This window comes from Streptomyces sp. NPDC102462 (genome assembly GCF_044765425.1).
Classification (GTDB): Bacteria; Actinomycetota; Actinomycetes; order Streptomycetales; family Streptomycetaceae; genus Streptomyces.
In genome coordinates this window covers 70,272-97,259 of the sequence record NZ_JBIWKB010000017.1, presented here as the reverse complement: position 1 = coordinate 97,259, position 26,988 = coordinate 70,272, and the positions used below count along the sequence as shown (strand labels likewise).

Sequence of the window (26,988 nt, the reverse complement as noted above, 5' to 3'; positions counted from 1 at the left end):
CCGGACCTCGGCGGCACCACCGCGGTCACCCCTTCAACGCGGCCCGCATCATGGCCTTCGCAACAGGCGCGGCCAACCCGTTGCCGCTGACCTCCGACCGCGCCGCGTCCGACTGCTCGACCATCACCGCGACGGCGACCTGTTTGCCCGATGTGTCGGACATGCCGTAGGAGGTGAACCAGGCGTACGGCGTCTTGCTGTTGTTCTCGCCGTGCTGCGCGGTGCCGGTCTTGCCGCCGACGGTGACGCCCGGTATCCGCGCGTTGGTGCCGGTGCCCTGTTCGACCACCGTCCGCATCGCCGACTGGAGTTGCCCGGCGGTCGCGGAGCTGACGATCCGGGTGCCGTGGGCGCCTTCGTCATAGTTGCGCACCACATCACCGCCGCTGTCGGTGATGCGCGACACCATATGGGGCGAGACCAGTACCCCGTCGTTGGCTATGGCCGCCGACACCATCGCCATCTGCAGCGGGGTCGCGGTCACATCGAACTGGCCGATGCCCGACAGGGCGGTCTGCGCGTCGTCCATGCCAGACGGGTAGACGCTGGTGTAGGCCCGTACCGGCACGTCCAGCCTGTCGTCGTCGAAGCCGAACTTGTCGGCCATCGCCTTCACCTTGTCCTGGCCGAGGTCGACGGCCATCTTCGCGAAGACGTTGTTGCAGGAGTACCGCAGGGCGGTGCGGATCGAGGCGTTCTCGCAGGGCGCTGAGGTGTTCTCGTTGGCGAGGTCCCGTGTGGTGCCGGGCAGCCGGTACGGGTCCGGGCTGTCGGTCGGTTCGTCCACGTTCGCGTACCGCCCGTCCTCCAGCGCCGCCGCCGCGACGACCAGCTTGAACGTCGAGCCCGGCGGCAGCGGCTGGCGCAGCCCGCGGTTGGTCAGCGGCTTGTCGGGGTCGGCGTTGAGCCGTTTCCAGGCGGACCCGGCGGTGTTGGCGTCCGTGAGCGTGCTCGGGTCGTACGACGGGGTCGACACGACCGCGAGGATCCGGCCGGTCTTGGGGTCGATCGCGACGGCGCCGCCCTTCTTGCCGCCGAGCGCATCGTACGCCGCCTTCTGCACGTCCGGGTCGATCGTCGTGACCACGTCGCCCGGGTCGGCCCGCTTGCCCGTGATCGTGTCCATGACGGTCTTGAGCCGGGTGTCGGTGCCGTTGAGCAGGTCCTGGTAGATGCCCTCCAGCTGGGTGGGCGCATAGCTCTGCGAGGCGTAGCCGGTCACCGCGGCGTACAGCGCGCCGTCCTTGTAGGTGCGCTTGTACGCGAGGTCGCCCCCCGAGGTGCGCGCCGAACCGGTGACCGACTCCCCGGCCACGGCGATGTTCCCGAGCGGTGCCGCGTACGTCTGGATCGCGTTGCGCCGGTTGTTCTTGTCGTCCGCGAGGGCCTTGCCGTCGTAGAACTGCACCCAGGTCGCCCGCAGGAGCAGGGCGAGCACGAGCAGCAGCGCGAAGACGGACGCCCGCCTGATCGTCTTGTTCATCCCGGTGACAAGGACGAGGCAACGGTGGGAAACGTTCCCGTTGGCCCGTTTTCTCATCCTGCGCTCAGAAAACCCGCCTCGTACGCGGCGATCACCGCCTGGGTGCGGTCCCGGGTCCCCGTCTTCGCCAGGACCGCCGCCACATGTGTCTTCACCGTGGCGGGCCCCACCCGCATCCGGCGCGCGATCTCCGCGTTGGTCAGCCCGTCGGCCAGATGCCGCAGCACCTCGCGCTCGCGGCCCGTGAGCCTGGCCGCCCAGGCCGGGGGAGCCGGATACGCGCGCGCGTGCTGTGCGGCGAGGCTCCGTACGGCGGACGGGAACAGCAGGCAGTCACTGCGCGCGACCAGCCGCACCGCCTGGACGAGGGTGTCGGCGTCGGCCCGCTTCAGCAGGAACCCGGCGGCCCCGACGCGCAGCGCGTCGTACACATACGCGTCGTTCTCGAAGGTGGTCACGACCACGACGCGAGGCGGCGCGTCGAGCGTGGCCAGGATCCGCTCGGTGGCCCGGATCCCGTCCGTCTCGGGCATCCGCACATCCATCAGCACCACGTCGGGCCGCAGCTCCCGCACCACCGACACGGCCTCGGCGCCGGTCGCCGCCTCGCCGACCACCACCAGGTCCGGTTCGGCGGCGAGGATGGCGCGCAGGGCGGTGCGCACCATGTGCTCGTCGTCCGCGACGACGATACGGATCGACGGCGGTGCGGGCGGCGGTGCCGGCGCGGATGCCGGCGGTGTCGGCGGTGTCGGCGGCGGTGTCATGCGGGTCCCTTCCACGGCAGTCGTACGTGCAGCCGCCACGTCCCGCCGGACGCGCCCGCCCGGCACTCCCCGCCGAGCAGCCGCACCCGGTCGGCGATGCCGCGCAGACCGTGGCCGCCGCCGGGACGGGAGACGCCGGCGGCGCCCAGCGGGTTCTCCACGGTGATCTCCAGCCGTCCGCCGGCGCAGCCGATGCGCACGGCGACCGGTTCCCCCGCCGCATGCCTGAGCGCGTTGCTCAGCCCCTCCTGCACGATCCGGTACGCCTCGCGGGAGACGAGCGGCGGCAGGGCGGCGGGGTCGGTGGTGACGGTGGCCGTCACCCGCTGTCCGCCGGCCCGGGTGCGGCGCACCAGCCCGTCGAGGTCGGCCGCGAGGGTCGGCGCGGGCGCCGTGCCGGGAGTATCGCCGTCCCGCAGCAAACCGAGCACGGCGTCGAGTTCGCCGACGGTGCGCCGGGTGGTGTCCTCGATGGCGGCCAGCGCCTCGCGGACGAACTCCGGGTCGGAGTCCAGGACCCGGCGGGCCGCGCCCGCCTGGAGGGTGACCGCGCTCAGCGCGTGCCCGACGGAGTCGTGCAGCTCGCGCGCGAGCCGGTTGCGCACGGCGAGGTCGGCGGCGCGCGCCTCGGCCGCCGCGAGCCGGTCCTCGGGCGTCGGCCCGAGCAGCGCGGGCGCCCACCGGGCGAGCAGCGTGCCGCACCCGGCGGCGCAGCCCGCGAGCGCGAGCAGCAGGGCGGCACCGGCCGGCGGGCACAGCGGCAACGCCCAGGGCCTGCCGAGGACTTCGGGCAGCCCGAGCCGCGCGTCGCCCAGCACCGCGGGGACGGGCAGCACGATGAGCACCAGCGCCAGCGGCGGCACGGCGAGGGACATCCCGGCGACGATGCCGCCGAACCCGAGGTGCAGCGTGAACCAGGCCGCCGTGCGCCCGCGCGCGGCCGGGGTCCGGGCGGGGCCCTGGTCCAGCGCGTCGGGGGCGAGCCCGCACAGGGCGCGCGCGGCGGCGGCCTCCAGCGGCCGGGCGAGCGGGAACAGCAGCGCGGTGAGCGCGGCGAGCGGCAGCCCCAGCGCGAAGGAGGCGAGCTGCAGCGGCAGTTCGGAGAACACCTGGCGCGAGCCGGTGAGCGGTCCGACGACCACCGCGCCGACGAGGACGTACGGCATGGCGAGCGCGCCGCCCAGGATCAGATGGATCCAGCGGCGGCGCGCGGTTCGGCCGAACACCGACCGGGCGAACTCCCTCACGCCGGTGGCCGCTTCAGGGCCTCGGCGTACCGCTCGGCGCAGAAGTGGGCGCCGAGGGCCGCGACCAGGACGCCGGTGACGAGCTGGCCGGCGTAGGTGAGGTTCATCAGCTGCGTCGGCGGGTCGCCGAGGTCGCCGCCGTCGCCGAGCGGGGCCAGCGACAGCCAGCCGCCCCAGCAGGCCGTGCCGCCCGAACCGAGCCAGGCCAGGGCCAGCGCCGCCGCGACCGGCAGCCTCCGGCCGTGCCGGAAGCCGAGCAGCCGGCCGCCGGTGACGGCGGCGAGCAGAAAGCCGATGGCCACGGCCTCCATCACGAAGAAGTCACTGGTGCGGTGTGCGGCACGGCCGGGGCCGAGCCCCGCGGTGCCGCCCAGCATCCAGAGGAGATGAGTGCCGAGGGGCAGCAGCGCGGCGAGCGCGGCACCCCCGGCGCAGGCCCGCTGCGCCGCCCGGGTGGTCCCGGCCGGCAGGTCGCCCATCCTGCCCCGCCACACCCGGCCCCACCGGTCGCGGGCGTACAGCGCGAACAGCGCGCCCAGCGCGAGCCCCTGCACGATGAACCCGGTGTAGACGACGGCGAAGACCCATGCGTCGAGGAAGGGCCGGCGCCCGGGATCCGCGGGCCCCGCGCCGCCCCCGGCGAGCGCGCCGACGACCAGCTGGAGCGGATAGCCGGCCGTGATCGGCGCGAGCAGTCCGGTGCCGACCCAGACGGGGAACACCGCGGCCCAGGCGGGTGCCGTCCGGGCCCGCGGCCGGGTCAGCACCACCGCGAGCACGATCACGGCCGCGTCCAGCAGCACGCTCAGCGCGTTGGCCACCGCCATGGTGGTGCGGTGCTCCGGCAGCGGGCTCCCCTGCGGTATCCCGGCCCGGCTGCCCGCGAGCCAGGCGGCCTTCAGACCGATGTACGGCACACAGGCCACGATCGCGACGGACCGCAGCAGCCGGCGGCGCGGATCGAGCCGGGGCAGGGTGGCGCGCGGCGCGGGTACGGGCGTGGCGGCGGACGCCGGGGGCGGTGTCATGCGTCCACGCTCCCGCGCGCACCGGTTGCGGCACCTCCTGCGCCGTGACGATCCGCCTCCGCCGCGCGGGGGAGCGGGCCCTCGTCCGTCACAGCCTGCGCGTGGCCAGCGTCAGCCGGTCGCGGGCGTCGAACAGGGCGTCCTTGACCATCTGTTCATGGGCCGGGGTCAGCCGGGCCACCGGCACCGAGCAGCTGATCGCGTCGCGGGCCGGCGTGCGGTAGGGGATGGCGACGCCGAAGCAGCGCAGCCCGAGCGTGTTCTCCTCCCGGTCGACGGCGAAGCCCTGCTCCCGGACCTGGTGCAGCTCCTCGATGAGCTTCTCCCGGTCGGTGAGGGTGTGCTCGGTCAGGGCGGGCAGCGTCTCCGGGAGCAGCTTGCGCACCTGCTCGTCGGTGTGGGTGGCGAGCAGCGCCTTGCCGAGGGACGTGGAGTGCGCGGGCAGCCGGCGGCCCACGCGGGTGAAGGGGCGCAGATAGTGCTGCGACTGACGGGTGGCCAGGTAGACGACGTTCGTGCCGTCGAGACGGGCCAGGTGGATGGTCTCCGTGGTGTCGTCCGACAGGCGGTCCAGCGTGGGGCGGGCCGCGGCCACCACCTCGTCGCCGTCGATGTACGACGTCCCCACGAGCAGGGCCCGCACCCCGATGCCGTAGCGCGTGCCCGTGGCGTCCGTCTCCACCCAGCCCAGCTCCACGAGGGTGCGCAGCAGCATGTACAGGCTGGACTTGGGGTACCCGACGGCCTCCTGGACGGACGCGAGGGAGTGCATACCGGGCCGGCCGGCGAAGTACTCGAGCAATTCAACGGTCCGCACCGCGGACTTGACCTGCGCCCCGCCACCTGTCTCGCCTGCCGACATCGCCCTTGACCCCTTCGTTGGACGGGAAATAGTCTCCAACAGCATATTCATCACCTGAGACGGCGTTCAGTATATCGAACGGCCTGGTGGATGACCCAGATCTTTGTGGAGGGACCCGCGGTGGCAGCAGCACCAGTCTGGAGTGTCGACCCGCGTACCGGGAAGCAGCGTGAACAGGTTGCGGTGGAGGCCACGGCCGAGGAGATCGACGCCGCGGTACGCGCAGCCCACGCGGCGCGCGGCTCCCTGGCCGACCGCACGGTCCGCGCGGCCTTCCTGCGCTCGGCCGCGGCGGGCCTGGACGCGGCCCGGGACCGGCTCGTCGAGGCCGCCGACGCGGAGACCGCGCTCGGCCCGGTCCGGCTGACCGGCGAACTCGCCCGCACCACCTACCAGCTGCGCGCCTTCGCGAAGCTCGTCGACGAGGGCGCCTTCCTCGACGTCATCATCGACCACCCCGACGACACCGCCACCCCGCCCGTGCCGGACCTGCGCCGCATCAAGGTCCCGCTCGGCGTCGTCGCCGTCTACTCGGCGTCCAACTTCCCCTTCGCCTTCTCCGTCGCGGGTGGTGACACCGCGAGCGCGCTGGCCGCGGGCAACCCGGTGGTCGTCAAGGCCCACCCCGACCACCCGGCCCTGTCCGAACTGGTCGCCGACACGCTGCGGCGCGCCGCAGCCGAGCACGGCATCCCGGCGGGCGCCGTCGGCCTGGTGCACGGCTTCGAGGCGGGCATCGAACTGATCAAGCACCCGCTGGTCGCCGCGGCCGGGTTCACCGGTTCGGTGCGCGGCGGCCGTGCCCTGTTCGACGCGGCGGCCGCCCGGCCGGTCCCGATCCCCTTCCACGGCGAGCTGGGCTCCCTGAACCCGGTCGTCGTCACCGAGGCCGCCGCCGCCGAGCGCGCCGAGGCGATCGGCGCCGGCCTCGCCGGTTCCATGACCCTCGGCGTCGGCCAGTTCTGCGTGAAGCCGGGCCTGGTGCTCGCGCCGTCGGGCGCGGCCGGCGACCAGCTGGTGAAGTCCCTGACCGACGCGGTCAGCGACACCGAGGCCGGGGTCCTGCTCGACCACCGCATGCGGGACAACTTCATCGCCGGGGTCGCCGAACGCGCCGGGCTGGACGGCGTGGACTCCCCGGTCACCCCGGGCGCGGGCGGCGCGCACACGGTGAGCGCGGGCTTCCTCACGGTGCCGGCCGCGAAGCTGGCCGAGGCGGGCGCGTACGACCTGCTCCTGGAGGAGTGCTTCGGCCCGGTGACGGTCGTGGCCCGCTACGACGACGAGGCCGAGGTCGGCGCGGTGCTGTCCCGGCTGCCCGGCAACCTCACCGCGACCGTGCAGCTGTCCGCCGAGGAGGCGGCGGGCGCCGGGCGGGGCGCCGAGATCCTGGCCGAGCTGACCCCGCTGGCCGGCCGTGTCCTGGTCAACGGCTGGCCGACGGGGGTCGCGGTGGCGCCCGCCCAGCACCATGGCGGCCCGTACCCGGCGACGACCTCCACCTCGACCTCCGTGGGCGGCACGGCGATCGAGCGCTGGCTGCGGCCGGTCGTCTACCAGAACACCCCCGAGGCCCTGCTCCCGCCGGAGCTGCGGGACGACAACCCGCTGGGGCTGCCCCGCCGGTTCAACGGCGTCCTGGAGCGGTAGCGCTCCGCTGGGTGCGCGGGGGATGTGCCGTGGGTTGTCTGCGGCGCCGTCGTGGCTGAGCGCGCAGTTCCCCGCGCCCCTTCGGGGCGCTGTCGAACTGCGCGAGGAGGCAGTTCCCCCTGCCCCTTCGGGGGCGCGGTCGAGCCGCAGCGTACTTTCCGTGCCTCTGGGGGGAGTGCGGGTGGGGGCCTGCGAGAATTGGGTGATGGACGTGGAACTTCCCGAACTGCCCTTCCCGCTGCGCACCTATGGACCCGACGGGCACTGGTCCTATGAGGACGGCGTGCTCACCGGGTGGGCCGGTCCCCGGCAGGACCGCTTTGTGCCGCCGACCGGGGAGGCCCTGGACCCGGCCTCCGACGCGCCCCGGCTGCTCGGGGCGCCGGAGGGTGACTTCCAGCTGATCGCCCGGGTCACCGTGGGGTTCCGGGCCGCCTTCGACGCCGGTGTGCTCTACGTCCACGTCGGCGACCGGGCCTGGGCCAAGCTCTGCCTGGAGTACTCCCCGGACCTGCCCACCGTCTGCACGGTGGTCACCCGGGGCCACTCCGACGACGCCAACTCCTTCACCGTGGACGGCAGTTCCGTCTGGCTGCGGATCAGCCGCACCGGTCGCGCCTTCGCCTTCCACGCCTCGCGCGACGGCGACCGCTGGACCTTCGTACGGCTGTTCACGCTGGACGGCGAGAAGGAGACGGGCGCCGCCCTGGTCGGCTTTCTGACCCAGTCGCCGATGGGGGAGGGATGCGTCGTGACCTACGACCACATCGAGTTCAGGCCCGCCTGGCCGAGCGACCTGAGGGACGGCAGCTGACGCACGGGCCCGCCCCCGCCCGCACCCGGCCCGGCGGGCTCCGGCCCCGGCCGCCGAGCCGGGGAATGAACCGGACTGCTTGAACGTTCACCCACGGCGCGGGGACCGCCCCCGTGCCGTGGGGACCTGGAGAGAGCCGAGAACATGCGCGTCGAAATCTGGAGCGACATCGCCTGCCCCTGGTGCTACGTGGGCAAGGCCCGCTTCGAGAAGGCGCTCGCGGCCTTCCCGCACCGCGACGGCGTCGAGGTGGTGCACCGCTCCTTCGAGCTGGACCCCGGCCGCGCCAAGGACGACGTCCAGCCCGTGCTGACGATGCTCACCCGCAAGTACGGCATGAGCGAGGCGCAGGCCCAGGCCGGCGAGGACAACCTCGCCGCGCAGGCCGCCGCCGAGGGCCTGGACTACCGCACCCGGGGCCGCGACCACGGCAACACCTTCGACATGCACCGCCTGCTGCACTTCGCCAAGGAGCACGGCCGCCAGGACGAACTGATCCAGATCCTGTACCGGGCCAACTTCGCCGAGGAGCGCTCCCTCTTCAGCGAGGGCGACGAACGGCTGGTGCAGCTGGCCGCCGAGGCCGGACTCGACGCCGACGCGGTCCGCACGGTCCTCGCCGACCCCGACGCCTACGCCGACGAGGTCAGGGCCGACGAACGCGAGGCCGCACAGCTCGGCGCGAACGGGGTGCCGTTCTTCGTCCTCGACCGCAAGTACGGTGTCTCCGGCGCCCAGCCCGCCGAGGTCTTCACCCAGGCGCTCACCCAGGCGTGGGGCGAGCGCTCCCCGCTGAAACTGATCGACCAGGGTGCCGCGGACGCCTGCGGCCCGGACGGGTGCGCGGTGCCGCAGAACTGAGAAACCGCAGGTCGGGGCGGACGTATAAGCGTCGCTAAGGGGAACTGCGTAACCATCCGCAATGGACGGTGACTTCACCGGGCCGCACAGTGGACCCATGGAGACCTTCGAGAGCGTCGTCCGCGCCGAGTTCGCCCCGGGGAACACCTTCCTGAACACCGCGAGCAGCGGGCTGCTGCCGGCCCGGTCCGTCGCCGCGCTGCAGGAGGCGGTGGCGCTCCGGGCCGCGGGCGCCCCGCTTGAGCAGCTGTTCGAGGACGTCGAGCGGGCCCGGGCGTCCTTCGCCCGGCTGGCAGGCGTCCCGGCCCGCCGGGTGGCGGCGGGTCCCTCCGTGGCCGCGCACACCGGCCTCGTCGCCGCCTCGCTGCCCGCCGGTGCCGAAGTCCTCACCGCCGAGGCCGACTTCACCTCCGTGGTGAACCCGTTCCATATGCGCGCCGACCTCAAGGTGCGGACCGTCCCGCTGGAGCGGCTCGCCGACTCCGTCCGGCCGGGCACCGCACTGGTCGCGGTGAGCGCCGCGCAGTCCGCGGACGGCCGGGTCGCCGACCTGCCCGCGCTGCGCGCCGCCGCGGCCACCCACGGCGCCCGCACCTACGTCGACTTCTCGCAGGCGGCCGGCTGGCTGCCGATGGACGCCGACGCGTCCGACTTCACCGTCGCCACCACGTACAAGTGGCTGCTCGGCCCGCACGGCGTGGCCTTCCTCGTCGTACCCGAGGACTTCGGCGCGCTGACGCCGGTGCTGGCCGGCTGGGTCGCGGGGGAGAAACCCTGGGAGAGCTGCTACGGGCCGATCGAGGAACTGGCCCACTCCGCCCGGCGGTTCGACGTGAGCCCGGCCCTGTTCAGCCATGCCGGGCTGCGCGCCTCGCTCGCGCTGATCGAGGAGATCGGCGTGGCCGCCGTGCACGCCCACGACCTGGCCCTCGCCGACCGCTTCCGCGCCGGACTCGCCGGGCTCGGCCGCGAAGCCCTGCCCGCGCCCGGCTCGGCGATCGTCTCCGTGCCGGGGCTCGGCCACCGCCGTGCCGAGCTGGCCCGCGCGGGCATCGAGGTCTCCGACCGCGCGGGCCATCTGCGGGCCTCCTTCCACCTGTACAACACCCCCGCGGACGTCGACCGCCTGCTGGACGTGCTGTCCGGCTGACCCGGCGACCGCCGCCGCGGGCCGCTCAGCGGACCGGGGTGAAGTCCCGGGCGCCGATGAACTCCGGGCGTCGTACGGGCGCCGCGAACGGTTCGACCGCCGTGTTCTCCACGCTGTTGAACACGATGAACACGTTGCTGCGCGGGAACGGGGTGATGTTGTCGCCCGAGCCGTGCATGCAGTTGCAGTCGAACCAGGTCGCGGAGCCCGGCCGGCCCGTGAACAGCCGGATGCCGTGCTCGCCCGCCAGGGCGGTCAGCGCCTCGTCGGACGGGGTGCCCGCGTCCTGCATCTGCAGCGACTTCTTGTAGTTGTCCTCGGGTGTGGCTCCCGCACAGCCGAGGAACGTGCGGTGCGAGCCCGGCATGATCATGAGCCCGCCGTTGGTGTCGTGGTTCTCGGTCAGCGCGATCGACACGGACACCGTCCGCATGCGCGGCAGCCCGTCCTCCGCGTGCCAGGTCTCGAAGTCCGAGTGCCAGTAGAAGCCGCTGGCCCCGAAGCCCGGCTTCACGTTGATCCGGGACTGGTGGACGTACACGTCCGAGCCGAGGATCTGCCGGGCCCGGCCGACCACCCGCTCGTCGCGCACGAGGCCCGCGAACACCTCGCTGATCCGGTGGACCTCGAAGACGGAGCGGATCTCCTTCGACTTCGGTTCCACGATCGAGCGCTCGTCGGCGCGGACCGCCGGGTCGGCGACCAGCCGGTCCAGCTCCCGCCGGTAGCGGGCGACCTCGTCCGCCTCGATCAGCTGCTCGACTGCGAGGAAGCCGTCGCGGTCGTACGCCTGGAGCTCGGCGGCCGAGACGGGACCCGGCGTGTCGGGGGAGCCCCAGACAACGGGGTCCTGGCGGGGTACGGACACCTCGGTGGCGCCGCGGCTGGGGTAGAGGTCGGTGACGGTCATGTGCTCAGACCTCCTCGGGCTCGGTGAGCAGGGGGTAGACGCCGTTCTCGTCGTGGTCCTCCCGCCCGGTCACCGGCGGGTTGAACACGCAGATGCAGCGGAAGTCCTCCTGGACACGGAGCGTGTGCCGCTCGTGCCCGTCGAGGAGGTACATGGTGCCGGGAGTGATCGAGTACGTCTTCCCGGTCTCGTGGTCGGTGAGTTCGGCCGCGCCCTCCACACAGACGACGGCCTCGATGTGGTTGGCGTACCACATCGACGTCTCGGTGCCCGCGTACAGGACGGTCTCGTGGACGGAGAAGCCGACCCGCTCCCGGGCGAGCACGATCCGCTTGCTCTCCCAGGTGCCGGATGCCGACTTCACATGCCGGTCGGTGCCTTCGATCTCCTTGAACGAACGGACGATCACGGTGGTGCACAGCCTCCTTGGTGGATGTGTCGTGGTGCGACGGCGCCGGACGGCGGCGCCGGCCCGTGCCGGGCGGCGCCGTCCGATGCCGGTCGTGGTCAGGCGGTCTCCCGGACGGCACGGGCGAGGATGCTCAGCCCCTCGTCCAGTTCGTCCGGGGTGACGGTGAGCGCGGGCAGCAGCTTGACGACCTCGCTCTCCGGGCCGGACGTCTCGATGAGCAGCCCGAGTTCGAAGGCGCGCCGGGCGACCCGTTCCGCGCGCCCCTTGTCGTGGAACTCCAGGCCCCACACGAGGCCCCGCCCCCGGTGCTCCTTCACATCGGCGCGGTTCTCCTCGGTGACGGCGACCAGCTCCCGCTCGATCCGCTCGCCCCGGGCCCGGGTCTGTTTCTCCATGGCGGAGCCGTCGGCCCAGTAGGTCTCCAGTGCCGCGGTCGCGGTGACGAACGCCGGGTTGTTGCCGCGGAACGTGCCGTTGTGCTCGCCCGGCTCCCAGATGTCCAGCTCGGGCTTGAACAGGCACAGCGCCATCGGCAGTCCATAGCCGCCGATGGACTTCGACACGGTGACGATGTCGGGCACGATGCCGGCCTCCTCGAAGGAGAAGAAGGCGCCGGTGCGGCCGCAGCCCATCTGGATGTCGTCGACGATCAGCAGCATGTCACGACGCGCGCACAACTCGGCCAGCGCGCGCAGCCATTCGGGCCGGGCGACGTTGATGCCGCCCTCGCCCTGCACGGTCTCGACGATCACCGCGGCGGGCTGGTTGAGCCCGGAACCCTGGTCGCCGAGCAGCCGCTCGAACCAGAGGAAGTCGGGGACCTGCCCGTCCAGGTAGTGGTCGAAGGGCATCGGCGTGCCGTGCACCAGCGGGACACCGGCACCGGCCCGTTTGAAGGCGTTGCCGGTGACGGCCAGCGAGCCGAGGGACATGCCGTGGAAGGCGTTGGTGAACGACACGATCGCCTCGCGTCCCTTCACCTTCCGCGCCAGCTTCAGCGCGGACTCGACCGCGTTGGTGCCGGTCGGGCCGGGGAACATGACCTTGTACGGCAGATCCCGCGGGCGCAGTACCAGGTCCTGGAAGGTCTGCAGGAAGGACCGTTTGGCCGTAGTGGACATGTCGAGGCCGTGGGTGACGCCGTCCCGCATCAGATAGTCGATCAACGCCCGTTTGAGTACGGGGTTGTTGTGGCCGTAGTTGAGTGAGCCCGCGCCGGCGAAGAAGTCGAGGTACCGGTGCCCGTCCTCGTCGTACATCAGGCTGCCCTGGGCACGGTCGAAGACGGTGGGCCAGCCGCGGCAGTAGCTGCGCACCTCGGACTCCAGGGTCTCGAAGACGCTCAGGTCGGGCTGGGTGATGGTCACGGTGATCGCTCCTCAGTGCGACGAGTGGGGGGTCAGCGGGCCGATCTGGTACAGGACTTCCGGCTGGTGGGGGCCGTCGGGGAACAGCCCGGAGTCGAACAGCACCTCGCGGGTGACCTGGGCGCCGTGCCGTGCGGCGTACGAGGTGAACAGGCGCTCGGAGGCGGTGTTGCCCGGGGTGATGGTCGTTTCGACGTGGGCGATCCCGTGCCCGGCGCCGAGCCGCGCGGTCAGCCCGTCGAGCAGCGCGGCGGCCACGCCGTGGCCGCGGTGGGCCGCGTCCACCGCGACCTGCCACACGAGCAGGGTCCGCGGGCGCTCCGGCCGCACGTATCCGGTGACGAAGCCGACGGGCGCCCCGTCCGTTCCGCGGGCCACCGCCGAGGTGCCCGCGAAGTCGCGGCACCACAGCAGATAGCTGTACGAGGAGTTCAGATCGAGGGTTCCGGAGTCCTTGGCAATACGCCAGAGAGCGGCTCCGTCCGTCACCGTCGGACGGTCGATGAGCAGGTCTGCTTGTGCGGCAGTCATGCGTATTGAATTTAGCGAGGTGAATTCAGAAATGCACGGTTACGGGTGTGCATCGATTCACAAGCTGGTCCGGTATGGACCGGTTTGACCTGCAACAAAAGGTGCAAATCGCCCCTCGATGTGGAGTGCGTCACACGGACGAAACCTGGACGAAAATCTTCTTGTTTAGCCTTGGAAAAAGCGGGCAGAAGAACTCGGGAAAGCTATCCGAAATAAAGAAACTGAATTGTCTGGATTGTTGAGAATTTCAAACCCCGGCCATATCGCCGACAAGCGCCCGCGGGGCGCCGCCGCGACGGCGTCATCCGCGGGCGGATTCGACGGCGTCCCGGGCGGCCGCCAGATCGACGGTCAGTCCCCGCTCCGCCAGGGCCGCGCCCAGCGCCGCGAGGGAGCCGTGCACCGCCGCCACCGTCGCGTCCGCCCCGTAGTGGTTGACCCGGATCATCTCCTTGGCCAGCGCGCCGCCCCCCGCGGCCAGCGGCAGCGCGGGATCGCTCGCCAGCGCCCGGGCCACCAGCTCGGAGGCGACCACGCCCGGCGGCACCCGCAGGGTCGTGGCCACCGGCGCCGCGTCCGCGGCCTCGTGGACGAACGGCTCCAGGCCTCCGCCCAGCGCCGCAGCCCCCGCCCGCACGGCCCGCGCGGCACCGCGGTGCCGGGCCATCACCGTGTCCAGGCCCACGCTCTCGATCCGCTCCAGACACGCCTGGAGCGCCAGCATCTCCAACTGCGCCGGCGCGTGCGGCAGCGCGGTACGGCCCGCGTCGATCCAGCGCTCCTTCCAGTCGAGCAGGGACAGATAGGAGCGGCGCGGGGCGCCGGGGTTCGCCGCCATCCGGGCCCAGGCCCGCTCGCTCACCGACACCGCCGACACACCCGCCGGGCCGCCCATCGCCTTCTGCGCGCCGATCACGCACAGGTCCACGCCCCAGGCGTCCGGCAGCACCGGTTCGGCCCCGACGGAGGCCACCGCGTCCAGGTAGAACAGCGCGCCGTGCGCCCGGACCACCTCGCCGATCTCCGCGACCGGGTTGGTGTTCCCGGTCGCCGCCTCCGCGTGCACCAGCGAGACGAAGTCGATCTCGGGGTGCTCGGCGAGGGCCGCACGGACCCCGTCCGCGGTGGCCGCCGCGTGGAACGGCGCCGACAGGTCGACCACCTTCGCGCCGCAGTCCCGCAGCCAGTTCCCGAAGGTCTGCCCGTACGGTCCGGTGATCACGTTCAGCGCGGTGGTGCCGGGACCCGCCGTCCCCCGGATCGCGCCCTCCAGCGGCAGCAGCGCCTCGCCCTGCATGATCACGACGTCCTGCCGGGTGCCGAGCAGCCGGGCCACCCGGTCCTCGACGGCGGCGAACCGCGCGGCGGTCAGCGGGGGCAGATCGAGGAAGGGGTGTGTCACGGCGGCGCTCTCTTCGCTCATGGGGGGACCGACCCGACGAGCGTAACCGGCCCCTTTCCAAGAGCGACGACCGGTGACTTCTTAGGTCAAATGCCCCCGCAACCATGGGATCAATTTGGGAGACCCCAAGATATCCTTATAATCAGAAGTCGTCATCGGAAGTCGTATTCCGGAAGTCACACTCCCCCCACAGGAGGTCCCGTGATCACGCTCCCTCGGCGCCGGACCCGCGCCCTGGCCGCCACCGCCGTCGCGGCCGGACTGGCCCTCGTGGCCGGCTGCTCGTCGGGCGACGGCTCCGGCGGCGCGGCCAAGACCGCCGCCGGCGGGGTCGAACTGGTCAAGGCCGGGCAGCTCACCACCTGCACCCGTCTGCCCTACCCGCCCTTCCAGTCCGAGATCGACGGCAAGGTGCAGGGCTTTGACGTCTCCCTGATCGACCTGGTCGCCAAGGACCTGGGCGTCCGCCAGCAGATCCTCGACACGCCCTTCGAGAACTTCAAGACCGGGGCCTTCCTCAACTCCGGGCAGTGCGACCTGGCCGCCGCCGGCATGACCATCACCGCGGAGCGCAAGAAGAACGTCGACTTCTCGGACCCGTACTTCGACGCCACCCAGGCCGTCCTCGTCGACAAGAAGAGCGGCATCACCTCCTTCGCCGACATCAGGGCCAAGGGCGCCAAGCTCGGCGCCCAGGCCCAGACCACCGGCGAGGACTACGCGAAGGGCAAGGGCTACGACCCGGTCTCCTTCGAGTCCTCCGACGCCGTACTCAACGGCCTGCGCACCGGCCAGGTCCGGGCCGTGGTCATCGACTACCCGGTCGTCCAGGGCTGGCTGAAGGACAAGGCCAACGCCGACGCGTTCCAGGTGGTCGACAACCTCGACACCGGCGAGCAGTACGGCTTCACCGTGAAGAAGGGCAACGCCAAGCTGCTCGCCGCCGTCGACAAGGCCATCGCCGACGCCAAGGCGGACGGCACGTACAAGAAGCTGTACGAGCGGTGGATCGGCCCCTACGACGCCTCCGCCGCCTCGCCCGCCGCCTCATGACCGGCCCGGAGCACACCAAGGCCGCACCCCGCAGAAAGGGGCTGACCCGCCGTCAGAAGCGCGGGCTGTCACGGGGCGTCCAGTACGCCGTGTTCACCGCCGCGGTCATCGCCCTCGCGGCCGGCGCCGACTGGGGTCGGCTGCGGAACCAGTTCGCGCAGGCGGACATCGCCCGGCAGATGTTCCCCGACGTCATCACCCTGGCGCTGAAGAACACCGTGCTCTACACCCTGTCCGGCTTCGTCTTCGGACTGGTGCTCGGCATGGTGATCGCCCTCATGCGGCTGTCGTCCGTGGGCCCCTACCGCTGGCTCGCGAGCGTCTACATCGAAGTCTTCCGCGGCCTGCCCGCCCTGCTCATCTTCATCTTCGTCGGCGTCGCCGTGCCGCTCGCCTTCCCCGGCACCGAGATCCCCGGCGGGACGTACGGCAAGGTCGCCCTCGCGCTCGGCCTGGTGTCGGCCGCCTACATGGCGGAGACCATCAGGGCCGGCATCCAGGCCGTGCCCAAGGGACAGATGGAGGCGGCCCGTTCGCTGGGCTTCACGCCCACGCGGGCCATGGTCTCGGTCGTCGTACCGCAGGCGTTCCGCATCATCCTGCCGCCGCTCACCAACGAACTGGTGCTGCTGTTCAAGGACTCCTCACTGGTGCTGTTCCTCGGCGTCACCCTGGAGGAGCGCGAACTGTCCAAGTTCGGCCGGGACCTGGCCAGCCAGACCGCCAACTCGACGCCCATCCTGGTGGCCGGCCTGTGCTACCTGCTCGTCACCATCCCCCTCAGCCTCGTCGTCCGCCGCATGGAATCCAAGGCCCAGGAGGCCGTCCGATGAGCCGGCCCGAGATCCGCCTGCGCGGCCTGCACAAGTCCTTCGGCGACGACGAGGTGCTGCGCGGCATCGACCTGGAGGTCGGCCGGGGCGAGGTCGTCTGCGTCATCGGCCCCTCCGGCTCCGGCAAGTCGACCCTGCTGCGGTGCGTCAACCTGCTGGAGGAGCCGACCCGGGGCCAGGTGTTCGTCGGCGACGTCGAACTCACCGACCCCGACGTCGACATCGACGCCGTGCGCCGCCGTATCGGCATGGTCTTCCAGCAGTTCAACCTGTTCCCGCACCTGACGGTGACCCAGAACCTCACCCTGCCGCAGCGCCGCGTGCTGCGCCGGGACCGGGCGCAGGCCGCGCGAGTCGCCGCCCGGAACCTGGCCAGGGTCGGCCTGTCCGAGAAGGCGGACGCCTACCCCGCGGCCCTCTCCGGCGGCCAGCAGCAGCGCGTCGCCATCGCCCGCGCGCTCGCCATGGGCCCCGAGGTCATGCTGTTCGACGAGCCGACCTCGGCGCTCGACCCGGAACTCGTCGGGGACGTCCTCGCCGTGATGCGCATGCTCGCCGACGACGGCATGACCATGATGGTCGTCACCCACGAGATGACCTTCGCCCGGGAGGTCGCCGACCGGGTCGTCTTCATGGACGGCGGGGTGATCGTCGAGGACGGCACCCCCGACCAGGTCATCGGCGCCCCGCGCCATGAGCGCACCCGCCACTTCCTCGCCCGCCTCCTCGACCCGGCGAGGGCGGACGTCGAACAGGAGCCCCCCGACCGGGTGAGCCACACGGACTGACGGCTCACTAAGGTGCCGTACATGAGCGATGGTGCGGTGCTGCACGTGAAGGGGCGCGTTCTCGTCGGACCGGACGAGGTCCGCGACGAGGTGTGGGTGGTCGGCGGGCGGATCTGCTACGACCGTCCGGCCGGCGCCCGCGAGGTGACGAGCGTGACCGGGTGGGCGCTGCCCGGTCTGGTCGACGCCCACTGCCACGTCGGCCTCGGTACGCGCGGCCCGGTCGACGCGGACGCCGCCGAGAAGCAGGCGCTGACCGACCGGGAGGCCGGCACCCTGCTGGTCCGCGACGCGGGTTCGCCCTCGGACACCCGCTGGATCGACGACCGCGAGGACCTGCCGAGGATCATCAGGGCCGGCCGGCACATCGCCCGCACCCGCCGCTACATCCGCGACTTCGCCCACGAGATCGAGCCGGACGAACTCGTCGCCTACGTCGCCCAGGAGGCGATGCGCGGCGACGGCTGGGTCAAGCTGGTCGGCGACTGGATCGACCGTGACCTCGGCGACCTGGCCGCCTGCTGGCCGCGCGAGGCCGTCGCAGGGGCGATCGCCGAGGCCCACCGCCTCGGCGCCCGGGTCACCGCGCACTGCTTCGCCACCAGTTCCCTGCGCGACCTGGTCGAGGCGGGCATCGACTGCATCGAGCACGCCACCGGGCTGACCGAGGACCTGATCCCGCTGTTCGCCGAGCGCGGCGTGGCGATCGTCCCGACCCTCGTCAACATCGCGACGTTCCCGCAGCTCGCCGCCGGCGGCGAGAGCAAGTACCCCCGCTGGTCGGCGCACATGCGGCGGCTCCACGAGCGGCGCTACGACACGGTGCGCGGCGCCCACGACGCGGGCATCCCGGTGTACGTCGGCACGGACGCCGGCGGTTCGCTGGCGCACGGCCTGGTCGCGGCCGAGGTCGCCGAACTGGTCGCCGCGGGCATCCCGCCCGTCGACGCGCTGTCGGCGACCACATGGGGCGCCCGCGCCTGGCTCGGCCGGCCGGGACTGGCCGAGGGCGCGCCCGCCGACCTGGTCGTGTACGAGGCGGATCCACGGGCGGACGTACGGGTGCTGGCGGCTCCGCGGCGGGTGGTGCTGCGGGGACGGATCGTGGGCTAGGTGAAGGCGGCGAACGCCTGTGTCCTGGGATTCGAATAGCTTCGCGAAAACACCACGAACGGGTGAAGTAACTCAGGATCGCTGACGGTTCACCCACAGTACGTAATTCTGGCCGGGTCCCAAGCTCATCCCAGTGGGGGTCCCACCGCCTTGAACAGCAATGATTTCCGTATGCCCGCACGCCGTCTGGCCGCCGTCGCCGCGGCCACGGCCCTCGCCGCGGGCCCGGCGGCGCTGGCCGGCGCGAGCGCCGCGCACGCGACCACCGACAAGGGGCGCGCCAGTGCCGTCGTCCTGCGTACCGGGCTCGACGTGTCCCTGCTCAACAAGACCGTGAACGTCCCGCTCGCGGTCTCCCTCAACGAGGTGCAGGCACCGCAGAGCGCCGACAAGACGGCGCTGTCCGCCCGGCTCGACGGCGTGGACGGCGGCAAGCCGTTCACCGTGCTCGGCGCGGACGTGGCCTCCGCCAAGGCCACCGTGGCCGACGGCCGCGCCGAGGGTTCCGTCGAACTCGCCCACGCCAAGCTGCACGTGCCCGGCCTGCCCCTGCTCTCCGTCGTCGAGATCGACGCGGTCACCTCCAAGGCGACCTGCGAGGCCGGGAAGCAGCCCACCGCCACCGCCAATGTGCTGGGCGCGGTGACGGTCCTCGGCAAGCGGGTCACGCTCAGCGCGGGCGGCCCGACCAACGTCGAGGTACCCGGGGTCGGCGCGGTACGCCTCGACCTGTCGAAGCGGGAGACCACCTCCCGCACCGCGGCCGCCACCGCGCTCGAACTGAAGGTGTCCGTCAACCCGTTGAACCTGAACGTGGCCGAGGTCGAGGGGACCGTCACCCTCGCCAAGGCGACCTGCGAGGCACCCGACGCACCGGCCAAGCCGAGCGACCCGGCCAAGCCCGCCGACCCGGCGGACCCGGCCAAGCCCGCGTCGGACGTCAAGCCCCAGGGCGCCGCCGAGGCCGACCTCGCGGAGACCGGCGGCAACTCCGCGACGCCGTACATCGCGGGCGGCGCCCTCGCGCTCGTCCTCGCGGGCGGCGGCGCAGTGGCCTTGGCCCGCCGCCGGAACTGACCGTTCGGCGCGCCCGGGGGCCGGCCCGCCTCGGGGCGCACGCGGTACGGCCGATCCCGTCCCGGGCCGGCGGCGACTGCCGCCGCGCGGACGACCGAACCGGCACCACCGAACCGGGACGGGAACCCGAACCGGAGCCGGCCGCCGGGCCCGCCCTCTCGGCGGTCCCGTGAGGGGAGGGGCGGGTCCCGAGGGGGCGGTGCGGGGTCGGTCCGGTCAGTGCGAGGCCGGTGCGGCCAAGTGCGGGGCCGGTCTGGTCGGGCTGTCGGCCGGGGCGGGCAGGGCCGAGTGCAGGGCGCGTAGCAGGCCGTCCGTCGTGGTCCGGTCGCGCACCGCCACCCGGACCCAGTCCGCGCCGAGCCCCGGGAACGTGTCCCCGCGGCGCACGGCGTAGCCGAGGTCGCGCAGCCGCCGCCGTACCCCCGCCGCATCCGCGATGCGGACCAGGACGAACGGGCCCTCGGCCGGCTCGGCCACCCGCACCCCGCGCGCGGCGAACGCGGACAGGCCCGCCACCAGGTGGGCCCGGTCGGCCGCGATGCGATGGGCCGCGTGCGCCGCCTCCGCCAGCGCCCGCGGCGTCACACACGCCCGTGCCGCCGCCAGGGCCGGCGTGGACACCGGCCACAGCGGCTGGGCCCGCGCCAGCTCGGCGACGGTCTCCTCAGCCGCCAGGAGGTAGCCGATGCGCAGCCCGGCCAGGCCCCAGGTCTTCGTCAGGCTGCGCAGCACGACAAGGCCGGGCACATCCGTCCGGCCGGCCAGCGCCTCCCGCTCGCCCGGCACCGCGTCCATGAACGCCTCGTCCACCACCAGCGTCCGCCCGCGACGGGCGAGCCGGACGAGCGTCGCGGCCGGGTGCAGCACCGAGGTGGGATTCGTCGGATTGCCGATCACCACCAGGTCGGCCTCCTCGGGGACGGCCGCCGCGTCCAGCCGGAAACCGTCCTCGGCGCGCAGCAGCACCCGGTCCACCGAGTGCCCCGCGTCCCGCAGTGCCGCCTCCGGCTCCGTGAACTGCGGATGCACCACCACCGGCCGGCGCACCTTCAGGGCGCGGGCGAGCAGCACGAACGCCTCCGCCGCCCCCGCCGTCAGCAGCACCCGGTCCGCCCCGACCCCGTGCCGCGCCGCCACCGCCGCCCGCGCCGCCCGCCCGTCCGGGTAGGCCGCGAGCGCGGTCAGCGACTCGGCGATCCGCTCCCGCAGCCAGTCCGGCGGGGTACCGGTACGGACGTTGACCGCGAGGTCTACCAGCGCCGACCCGTCGTCGCGGACCTCCGCGTCGCCGTGGTGGCGCAGATCGGCTCCGGCGCCGTCCTCAGTGGGCATGGGCGGGCCCGCCGTGATGGTGCCCGCCGTGGTGGTGGCCGCCGTGGTGGTGGCCGTCGTCGTCCGGGTGGAAGTGCGGCTGCTGCGGCAGGCCCACCTTGTCCGCGAAGCCCGGCAGCGCGATCCGGTACACGCACGCGTCGCAGTTCATCCGCACATCGCCCTTGACGGCCTCCGCGTACCGCTCCATCACCAGGTCGAGCAGTTCCGGCTCGGGCCCGATGACATCGGCGCAGCGCACGTCCAGCTCCGGGTGCGCGGCGGCCCAGCCCTCGGCCTGCTGCCGCACCCGCTCCGGCAGGACACCGGTGAACAGGAAGTACGGCAGCACCACGATGCGGCGCGCCCCCAGCCGGGCACACCGGTCGAGGCCGCTCGGCACGTCCGGCGCCGCCAGCGACACGAACGCCGTCTCCACACCCGCGTACCCGCGCCCCTCCCACAGCAGCCGCGCCGCCTTGAACACCTCGGCGTTGGCGTCCGGGTCGGTGGAGCCACGGCCGACCAGCAGCACGGTCACATCGGCCCGGTCGGCGGGCGTGCGGGCGGCGCCGCCGAGCACGTCGTCGAGCCGCCGCTCCAGGACGTCAAGCAGCGCCGGATGCGGGCCCAGCGGGCGGCCGTAGACGTACGAGACACCGGGATGCCGCTCCTTCTCCCGGGCCAGCGCCGCCGGTATGTCGCCCTTGGCGTGTCCCGCGGACACCAGCATCAGCGGCACGGCGGCGAACCGGCGCACGCCCCGCTCCACCAGCGCGGTCACGGCCTCGCCCAGCGGCGGCGGGGACAGCTCGATGAAGCCGCCCGCCACGGGCAGTTCGGGGTGGCGGCGGCCCAACTCCCGCACGAAGGACCGGAACGCCTCGGCTCCGGCCGCGTCCCGGGTGCCGTGGCCGGCGATGAGCAGAGCGGGCGGCGGGGTGGTCACTGATTCTCCTCGGTCGGTGAAGTCGGGTGGTACAGAAGTGCGTTGAGGGCGGCGGCGGCCACCGCGGAACCGCCCTTCTCGGAGACGTTGCTGACGGCGGGCAGCCCGCTCGCGCGCAGCGCGGCCTTGGACTCGGCCGCGCCGACGAAGCCGACGGGCAGACCGATGACGAGCGCGGGGGAGGCGTCCAGCGTCAGCAACTCCTCCAGGGCGGTCGGCGCACAGCCGATCACCCAGAGCGCCCCGGGTCCCACGTCCTCGTAGGCGAGCCGTACCGCGTGCGCCGAACGGGTCAGTCCGGGCCCGGACGCGGCGTCCCGCAGCCGGCAGACGGTCTCGCGGCGGGTGATGCCGGCCGCGACCATCTCCACGTCCACGACGACGGGCGCCCCGGCGTGCAGCGCGGCGTGCGCCCGCACCAGGTCGTCCTCCGCCATGACGAGGTCGTGCGCGTAGTCCAGGTCGGCGGCGGAGTGGATGACCCGCTCCACCACGGCCCGGGTCAGCGGCGCGAAGCGCGAGGTGTCAAGACGGGCCCGCAGCCGCCGGAAGGACTCCTGCTCGATCGGGTGGATCACACGGTTCACCGGGCCTCCTCCTGCCGGGTGTCCTGCCAGCGGTAGCCGCGCGGGGTCACCATGCGTCCCGCGATCTCACGGGTCGCCGTGTTGCCCACCGTCACGACCGTCATCATGTCCACCCACGCCGCATCGAGCGCCCCCAGGGTGGTCAGCCTGCTCGACTCGTCGGCCCGCGAGGCGTTGCGCACGACACCGACCGGGGTGGCCGGCGCGCGGTGCTCGGCGAGGATCGCCAGCGCCGCGGGCAGCTGCCAGGCGCGGCCCCTGGAACGCGGGTTGTAGAACGTCACCACGAGGTCCGCAGCGGCGGCCGCCCGCACCCGCCGCTCGATCACCTCCCACGGCGTGTGCAGGTCGGACAGGCTGATCGACACATGGTCGTGGCCCAGCGGCGCACCGAGGACCGCCGCGCCGGCCAGCGCCGCGGTCACGCCCGGCACGCCGACCACGTCGATGTCGTCGGACGCCTCGGCGAGCGCGGGCGACGCCATCGCGTACACGCCGGCGTCCCCGCTCCCGATCAGCGCGACCGCATGGCCCGCACGGGCCTCGGCGACCGCCGTCCTGGCCCGCTCCTCCTCGGCGCCCAGGCCCGACTCCAGGACCCGGGTGCCCGGCCGCAGCAGGTCACGGATCTGGTCGACGTACTGATCCAGACCGACGACCACCGAGGCGCGCCGCAGTTCGGCCCCGGCGCGTGGTGTGAGCAGATCACGGGCGCCGGGTCCGAGCCCGACGACCGCGAGCCGTCCGCGTGCGGGCCGCCGCGCCACGGCGCAGGTCGCCATGGCGGGCCGCCCGGCCGACTTCCGCTTGGGCACGAGGAGTTGGCCGCCGCGCAGCACGGCGGCGGCCTCCGCGACGGACGGGGTGCCGACGGCGGCGAGCGGTGCGGCGGACGGGTTCGGCACGTCGACGCCCGCCAACTCCTCGGCGGAGCAGGCCACCAGGGGTACGCCGAGCCGTGCGGCGGCGGCCACGACGCCCGGCTCCGCGGACTTGGCGTCCACGGTGGCGAGTTCGGCGACGGACGCGGCCGAAAGACCGGCGTCCCGCAGCGCGCCCGTGATCAGCTCCAGCACCTCATCGGCCGGGGCGCCGCGGGAAGCGCCGACACCGACCACCAGCGTCGGCGGGCGCACCACCACCTCGCGCGGTCCGGGCTCGACGTCCCGGTCGGTCACCCGGATCGTGTACGCGCCCTCGGCGGCGACCGGCAGCGGCGGCAGCGGCCAGGTCACCTCGGCCTCCAGGGCGACCGGCGCGCCGTCCAGCAGCGCCCGGGAGACGGCCGCGACGGCGCCCTCCACGGGCAGCCCGAGGGTGTCGAGGCCGGGCACGCCCACCGCGTCCGTCGCCGTCGTCACCACCGGTGTCGCCGCCAGCAACCCGCCCACCTCGCGGGCGAGTTCGTTGGCCCCGCCGCCGTGCCCGCCGACCAGCGACACGGCGAACCGGCCGCCCTCGTCCACGCACACCACGCCCGGATCGGCCGCCTTGTCGCCGAGCAGCGGGGCGATCAGCCGGACCACCGCCCCCGTCGCCAGGAAGCACACCAGCTGCTCGCACTCCGCGAACGCGGCCCGTACGGCGTCCTTGACCGGGCCTTCGTACACCCGGGTGCGGTCCGGCCAGGCCGCGGCCAGCCGGTCGCGCGCCGCCGCCCCCGCGGCCGTGGCGGAAATCAGGCCGATCACTGAACAACTCCTTCGACACGCGCGCGGGGCCGCTCGCCCCACAGCAGGAACACGGGATTGGTCGCGGCCAGCCGGGTCACATCCCCCGGCAGCGGTGCGAGCCGCGACGACTGCAGCAGCACGCCGTCGCAGGAGAACCCGGCATCGGTGAGCGCCGCGCGCGCCGCCGGCACCCGGTCCAGGGCGGCCACGGCGACCACCACCGCCCGCCGGGCCCGCCGGGCGCACTGGGTGACGACGGCGGACAGCTCCCGGCCGCCGCCGCCGACGAACACGGCATCGGGATCGGGCAGTGCGGACAGTACGGCAGGCGCCGTCCCGTGCACCGCCCGTACGTCGACGCCGTGCGCCGCCGCGTTGGCACGGATCCGCTCGATGCCGTCCGCGCTCTTCTCGACGGCCACCGCGGCGGCACCGAGCCGCGCGCACTCCACGGCCACCGAACCGGAGCCCGCGCCGACGTCCCACACCAGGTCGCCCAGGCGGGGCCCGAGCCGGGCCAGGGCCAGCGCCCGCACCTCGAACTTGGTGATCATCGAGTCGCGGTGGGCGAACTCGGTCTCCTCCAGGGCCCACCGGGACGGCCCGGCGCCCGGCCCGGCCACCGTGCGCACCGTCCCCGGCGCCCGTGACTCGTCCAGGCAGACGACCACGTTCACCGCGGTGCCCCAGTCCCGGGCGGCGGCCTCGGCCGGCGTGACCCGCTCCACCCGCTCACGGGCCGGGTCGCCGAGCGCGCTCGCCACGACGAGCACCCGGCCCGCGTCGAGCGCGGCCCCCAGCTCGGCGGGGCCCGCGCCAGGACCGGTCAGCACGGCAACCTTGGGATGCGCCCGGCACACGTTGACGGCGGTGCGCAGGGCCCGCCCGTGCGCGCTGACCACGACCGCGTCGTCCCAGGACAGCCCGAGGCGCGCGAACGCCGTCGCGACCGACGAGACACCGGGCCGCACATCGAGCAGCCCGGACCCGAACCGCTCGGCCAGCGCCCGCACGATCCCGAAGAACCCCGGGTCCCCGGAGGCCAGCACCACGACCGGCCGGGCCGCCCCGACGTACCCGGCGATGGTGTCGAGGGCGGGTCCGAGCGGGCCCAGCACCAGCCGTTCGGCCCCCTCGGGCAGCGGTACGGCGTCCAGATGCCGGCGCGCGCCCACGACCAGAGCGGCACCGGCCAGGACGTCCTGCCGGACCGCCGCCCCGGTGCCCGTGCCGACGACGGTGATCAACGGCGTCACGGTCTCGCGCCCCGCTCGCGCAGCGCCCTGCGGGCCTCGGGGTCGGCCCTGCGGAAACCGTGGAAGTGACCGGGGTGGTAGAGGTGTGAACGGGTGCCGTGCGCGCCCAGGGCCGGGCCGACCAGGAACAGCGTGTGCTTCCACAGCCGGTGCTCCTTGACCGTCTCCTCCAGCATGCCGATCGTGCAGCGCACCACCAGCTCGTCGGGCCAGGTCGCCCGGTACGCGACCACCACCGGGGTGCCGGTCGGATAGCCGCCCTCCAGCAACTCCCGCACCAGCTGTCCGCTGCGCGCGGCAGACAGGAACACCGCCATGGTCGTGCCGTGCCGGGCGAACTCGCGCACCTCCTCACCGGGCGGCATCGGTGTCTTGCCCCCGCCGAGCCGGGTGAGCACGACGGACTGCGCCACCTCGGGAACGGTCAGCTCGCGCCGGGCGAGCGCGGCGACCGCGGAGAACGCGGAGACCCCGGGCACCACCTCCGTCTCGATCCCGATCTCCGCGCACCGGTCGAGCTGTTCCTGGGTGCCGCCCCACAGGGCCGGGTCACCGGAGTGCACCCGCGCGACCCGCAGCCCCTCGGCGTGCGCCTGCCGGTACACGGCGACGACGTCCTCCAGCGCCATGGTCGCCGAGTCCAGGATCCGCGCGCCCTCGCGGGCGTGGTCGAGGACTTCCCTCTGGACCAGGCTGGCCGCCCAGATCACCACGTCGGCCTCGGCGATGGCGCGCGCGGCACGGAACGTCAGCAGATCGGCGGCGCCGGGGCCGGCACCGACGAACGTCACCTTGCCGGTGGGGGCATCGGCCATGGGAAGGGGTCCTCTCGTACGAAATGTCATGGTTGGTGCGGTGGGTGCGCGGGCCGGATGTGCGCGGTCGGCGGCTGATCGGATAGCAAGGGCCCATGGCTGTCTTCGTCGCGCTCGGCGCGTTCCTGATGACGCTGGCCGGCGGCTGGACGGCACAGCGGGTGACCGACCGCCGCCACCTGGTCCTCGGCCTGGCCGGCGGCCTGATGCTGGGCGTGGTCGGCTTCGATCTGCTCCCGGAGGCGCTGGCAGTGGCCGGCCGGGAGGTGTTCGGTGTGCCGGCCGCCCTGCTGCTGTTCGTGGCCGGCTTCCTCCTGGCCCATCTGGTGGAACGCCTCCTGGCGGCCCGCCGCGCGGCCCACGGCGCCACGGAACGCCCGGCCCCCGCCGCGGCCCGGCCGAACGGCCGCACCCGGCCCCACGGCCCCACGGACTCCCCGACACCCGCCCCCACGCCGGACGGGGAGAGCGACGACGCCGGGCCCCCGGGCCGGTCGGGCGCGCCCGCGGCGGACCGGGCGGGTGGCGACGTCCAGCCGCTCGGGCCCGTGTCCGGCGTGTCCTCGCAGACCGTTGCGCCGCCGCACTCCCACGACCACCGCTCGCCCGAGGTGGGGCTCACCGCGGCCGGCGCGATGGTCGGGCACAGCGCCATGGACGGCGTGGCCATCGGCGCCGCCTTCCAGGTCGACAGCGGCATGGGCGTGGCCGTCGCGCTCGCGGTGATCGCCCACGACTTCGCGGACGGCTTCAACACGTTCACCCTCACCAGCCTGTACGGCAACGCCCGCCGCAGGGCGCTCGCGATGCTGTTCGCCGACGCCTGCGCCCCGCTGGTCGGCGCCCTGTCGACGGCGCTCTTCACCATCCCCGAGCAGGCACTCGGCGGCTATCTCGGCCTCTTCGGCGGGGTACTGCTGTACCTCGCCGCGGCCGAGATCCTGCCCGAGGCGCACCACCAGCACCCCGCACGCTCGACCGTGCTGTGCACCGTCGCGGGCGCCGCGTTCATCTGGCTGGTGGTGGGCGTCGCCGGCTGAGGGCGCCCC

General features: G+C 73.5%; 26 protein-coding genes. 10 read left to right on the top strand and 16 right to left on the bottom strand.

What is annotated here, in order from left to right; genetic code table 11:
- Positions 1-25: 25 nt before the first annotated feature.
- From ACIRFL_RS17170 to ACIRFL_RS17150, 5 genes are all read right to left on the bottom strand, one after another.
- Entirely contained in the window at positions 26-1,483 is a 1,458-nt protein-coding gene (locus ACIRFL_RS17170) for a peptidoglycan D,D-transpeptidase FtsI family protein (RefSeq protein ID WP_404029148.1), read from the bottom strand.
- 53 nt (positions 1,484-1,536) lie between these two features.
- Positions 1,537-2,250: a response regulator gene (locus ACIRFL_RS17165; RefSeq protein ID WP_404029146.1), complete on the bottom strand. Its 714-nt coding sequence runs from the start codon at positions 2,248-2,250 to the stop codon at positions 1,537-1,539.
- Entirely contained in the window at positions 2,247-3,497 is a 1,251-nt protein-coding gene (locus ACIRFL_RS17160; protein ID WP_404029145.1) for a sensor histidine kinase, read from the bottom strand. The genes ACIRFL_RS17165 and ACIRFL_RS17160 overlap by 4 nt, the downstream gene beginning before the upstream one ends.
- Positions 3,494-4,525, bottom strand: coding sequence for a hypothetical protein (locus tag ACIRFL_RS17155; RefSeq protein ID WP_404029143.1), 1,032 nt, complete (start codon positions 4,523-4,525; stop codon positions 3,494-3,496). The genes ACIRFL_RS17160 and ACIRFL_RS17155 overlap by 4 nt, the downstream gene beginning before the upstream one ends.
- An 88-nt stretch (positions 4,526-4,613) precedes the next feature.
- Positions 4,614-5,387 (bottom strand): IclR family transcriptional regulator, encoded by a 774-nt coding sequence (locus ACIRFL_RS17150; RefSeq protein WP_404029141.1) that lies wholly within the window; start codon positions 5,385-5,387, stop codon positions 4,614-4,616.
- Between the two features lie 120 nt (positions 5,388-5,507).
- Between ACIRFL_RS17150 and ACIRFL_RS17145 the strand changes: the two genes are divergently transcribed.
- The 4 genes from ACIRFL_RS17145 to ACIRFL_RS17130 all read left to right on the top strand — a co-directional run bounded on the left by ACIRFL_RS17145 (position 5,508) and on the right by ACIRFL_RS17130 (position 9,862).
- Complete coding sequence (locus ACIRFL_RS17145) at positions 5,508-7,037, top strand: aldehyde dehydrogenase (NADP(+)) (RefSeq protein WP_404029140.1); 1,530 nt, start codon at positions 5,508-5,510, stop codon at positions 7,035-7,037.
- Between the two features lie 205 nt (positions 7,038-7,242).
- Positions 7,243-7,851 (top strand): DUF1349 domain-containing protein, encoded by a 609-nt coding sequence (locus ACIRFL_RS17140; RefSeq protein ID WP_404029138.1) that lies wholly within the window; start codon positions 7,243-7,245, stop codon positions 7,849-7,851.
- Positions 7,852-7,995: 144 nt separating this feature from the next.
- Entirely contained in the window at positions 7,996-8,712 is a 717-nt protein-coding gene (locus ACIRFL_RS17135; RefSeq protein ID WP_404029136.1) for a DsbA family oxidoreductase, read from the top strand.
- Between the two features lie 97 nt (positions 8,713-8,809).
- A complete protein-coding gene (locus tag ACIRFL_RS17130; protein ID WP_404029134.1) occupies positions 8,810-9,862 on the top strand; it encodes an aminotransferase class V-fold PLP-dependent enzyme in 1,053 nt (350 codons plus the stop codon).
- Positions 9,863-9,887: 25 nt separating this feature from the next.
- Here the strand turns inward: ACIRFL_RS17130 and thpD are convergent, their stop codons facing one another.
- From thpD to ACIRFL_RS17105, 5 genes are all read right to left on the bottom strand, one after another.
- The gene (gene thpD / locus ACIRFL_RS17125; protein ID WP_404029132.1) at positions 9,888-10,772 is read right to left on the bottom strand and encodes an ectoine hydroxylase; all 885 of its coding nucleotides are present in this window, start codon (positions 10,770-10,772) and stop codon (positions 9,888-9,890) included.
- Between the two features lie 4 nt (positions 10,773-10,776).
- Complete coding sequence (locus ACIRFL_RS17120; RefSeq protein WP_404029130.1) at positions 10,777-11,181, bottom strand: ectoine synthase; 405 nt, start codon at positions 11,179-11,181, stop codon at positions 10,777-10,779.
- 98 nt (positions 11,182-11,279) lie between these two features.
- Positions 11,280-12,551 (bottom strand): diaminobutyrate--2-oxoglutarate transaminase, encoded by a 1,272-nt coding sequence (gene ectB, locus ACIRFL_RS17115; protein ID WP_404029128.1) that lies wholly within the window; start codon positions 12,549-12,551, stop codon positions 11,280-11,282.
- Positions 12,552-12,563: 12 nt separating this feature from the next.
- Positions 12,564-13,082, bottom strand: a complete 519-nt coding sequence (ectA, locus tag ACIRFL_RS17110; RefSeq protein ID WP_404029126.1) for a diaminobutyrate acetyltransferase — start codon at positions 13,080-13,082, stop codon at positions 12,564-12,566.
- A 301-nt stretch (positions 13,083-13,383) separates the two neighbouring features.
- Positions 13,384-14,484, bottom strand: coding sequence for a pyridoxal-phosphate-dependent aminotransferase family protein (locus ACIRFL_RS17105; protein ID WP_404029238.1), 1,101 nt, complete (start codon positions 14,482-14,484; stop codon positions 13,384-13,386).
- 201 nt (positions 14,485-14,685) lie between these two features.
- Here ACIRFL_RS17105 and ACIRFL_RS17100 point away from each other — a divergent pair, with 201 nt between their 5' ends.
- The 5 genes from ACIRFL_RS17100 (at position 14,686) to ACIRFL_RS17080 (ending at position 19,348) form a co-directional block, all read left to right on the top strand.
- Complete coding sequence (locus tag ACIRFL_RS17100; RefSeq protein WP_404029124.1) at positions 14,686-15,537, top strand: transporter substrate-binding domain-containing protein; 852 nt, start codon at positions 14,686-14,688, stop codon at positions 15,535-15,537.
- Positions 15,534-16,370, top strand: coding sequence for an amino acid ABC transporter permease (locus ACIRFL_RS17095; protein WP_404029122.1), 837 nt, complete (start codon positions 15,534-15,536; stop codon positions 16,368-16,370). Before ACIRFL_RS17100 ends, ACIRFL_RS17095 begins: the two co-directional genes overlap by 4 nt.
- Entirely contained in the window at positions 16,367-17,158 is a 792-nt protein-coding gene (locus ACIRFL_RS17090) for an amino acid ABC transporter ATP-binding protein (protein WP_404029121.1), read from the top strand. The genes ACIRFL_RS17095 and ACIRFL_RS17090 overlap by 4 nt, the downstream gene beginning before the upstream one ends.
- 21 nt (positions 17,159-17,179) lie before the next feature.
- Positions 17,180-18,271 carry an amidohydrolase family protein gene (locus ACIRFL_RS17085; RefSeq protein ID WP_404029119.1) on the top strand — a complete coding sequence of 364 codons (1,092 nt, stop codon included), beginning with the start codon at positions 17,180-17,182 and terminating at the stop codon, positions 18,269-18,271.
- A gap of 150 nt (positions 18,272-18,421) precedes the next feature.
- A complete protein-coding gene (locus ACIRFL_RS17080; RefSeq protein ID WP_404029117.1) occupies positions 18,422-19,348 on the top strand; it encodes an SCO1860 family LAETG-anchored protein in 927 nt (308 codons plus the stop codon).
- A gap of 216 nt (positions 19,349-19,564) precedes the next feature.
- Here ACIRFL_RS17080 and cobC read toward each other — a convergent pair whose 3' ends face one another.
- Genes cobC through cobM form a run of 6 tightly spaced genes read right to left on the bottom strand, consistent with a single transcriptional unit; the run spans position 19,565 to position 25,939 of the window.
- Positions 19,565-20,680: an Rv2231c family pyridoxal phosphate-dependent protein CobC gene (cobC, locus tag ACIRFL_RS17075; protein WP_404029115.1), complete on the bottom strand. Its 1,116-nt coding sequence runs from the start codon at positions 20,678-20,680 to the stop codon at positions 19,565-19,567.
- Positions 20,670-21,608 (bottom strand): sirohydrochlorin chelatase, encoded by a 939-nt coding sequence (locus ACIRFL_RS17070; protein WP_404029113.1) that lies wholly within the window; start codon positions 21,606-21,608, stop codon positions 20,670-20,672. Before ACIRFL_RS17070 ends, cobC begins: the two co-directional genes overlap by 11 nt.
- On the bottom strand, positions 21,605-22,195 hold the full coding sequence (locus ACIRFL_RS17065; RefSeq protein ID WP_404029111.1) for a precorrin-8X methylmutase: 591 nt from the start codon (positions 22,193-22,195) through the stop codon (positions 21,605-21,607). The genes ACIRFL_RS17070 and ACIRFL_RS17065 overlap by 4 nt, the downstream gene beginning before the upstream one ends.
- Positions 22,192-23,886 (bottom strand): precorrin-3B C(17)-methyltransferase, encoded by a 1,695-nt coding sequence (gene cobJ / locus ACIRFL_RS17060; RefSeq protein ID WP_404029109.1) that lies wholly within the window; start codon positions 23,884-23,886, stop codon positions 22,192-22,194. The genes ACIRFL_RS17065 and cobJ overlap by 4 nt, the downstream gene beginning before the upstream one ends.
- Positions 23,883-25,115 (bottom strand): precorrin-6y C5,15-methyltransferase (decarboxylating) subunit CbiE, encoded by a 1,233-nt coding sequence (gene cbiE / locus ACIRFL_RS17055; RefSeq protein ID WP_404029236.1) that lies wholly within the window; start codon positions 25,113-25,115, stop codon positions 23,883-23,885. The genes cobJ and cbiE overlap by 4 nt, the downstream gene beginning before the upstream one ends.
- Before the next feature lie 5 nt (positions 25,116-25,120).
- A complete protein-coding gene (gene cobM, locus ACIRFL_RS17050; protein WP_404029108.1) occupies positions 25,121-25,939 on the bottom strand; it encodes a precorrin-4 C(11)-methyltransferase in 819 nt (272 codons plus the stop codon).
- 95 nt (positions 25,940-26,034) lie between these two features.
- Between cobM and ACIRFL_RS17045 the strand changes: the two genes are divergently transcribed.
- Complete coding sequence (locus ACIRFL_RS17045) at positions 26,035-26,979, top strand: ZIP family metal transporter (protein WP_404029107.1); 945 nt, start codon at positions 26,035-26,037, stop codon at positions 26,977-26,979.
- Positions 26,980-26,988: the final 9 nt, after the last annotated feature.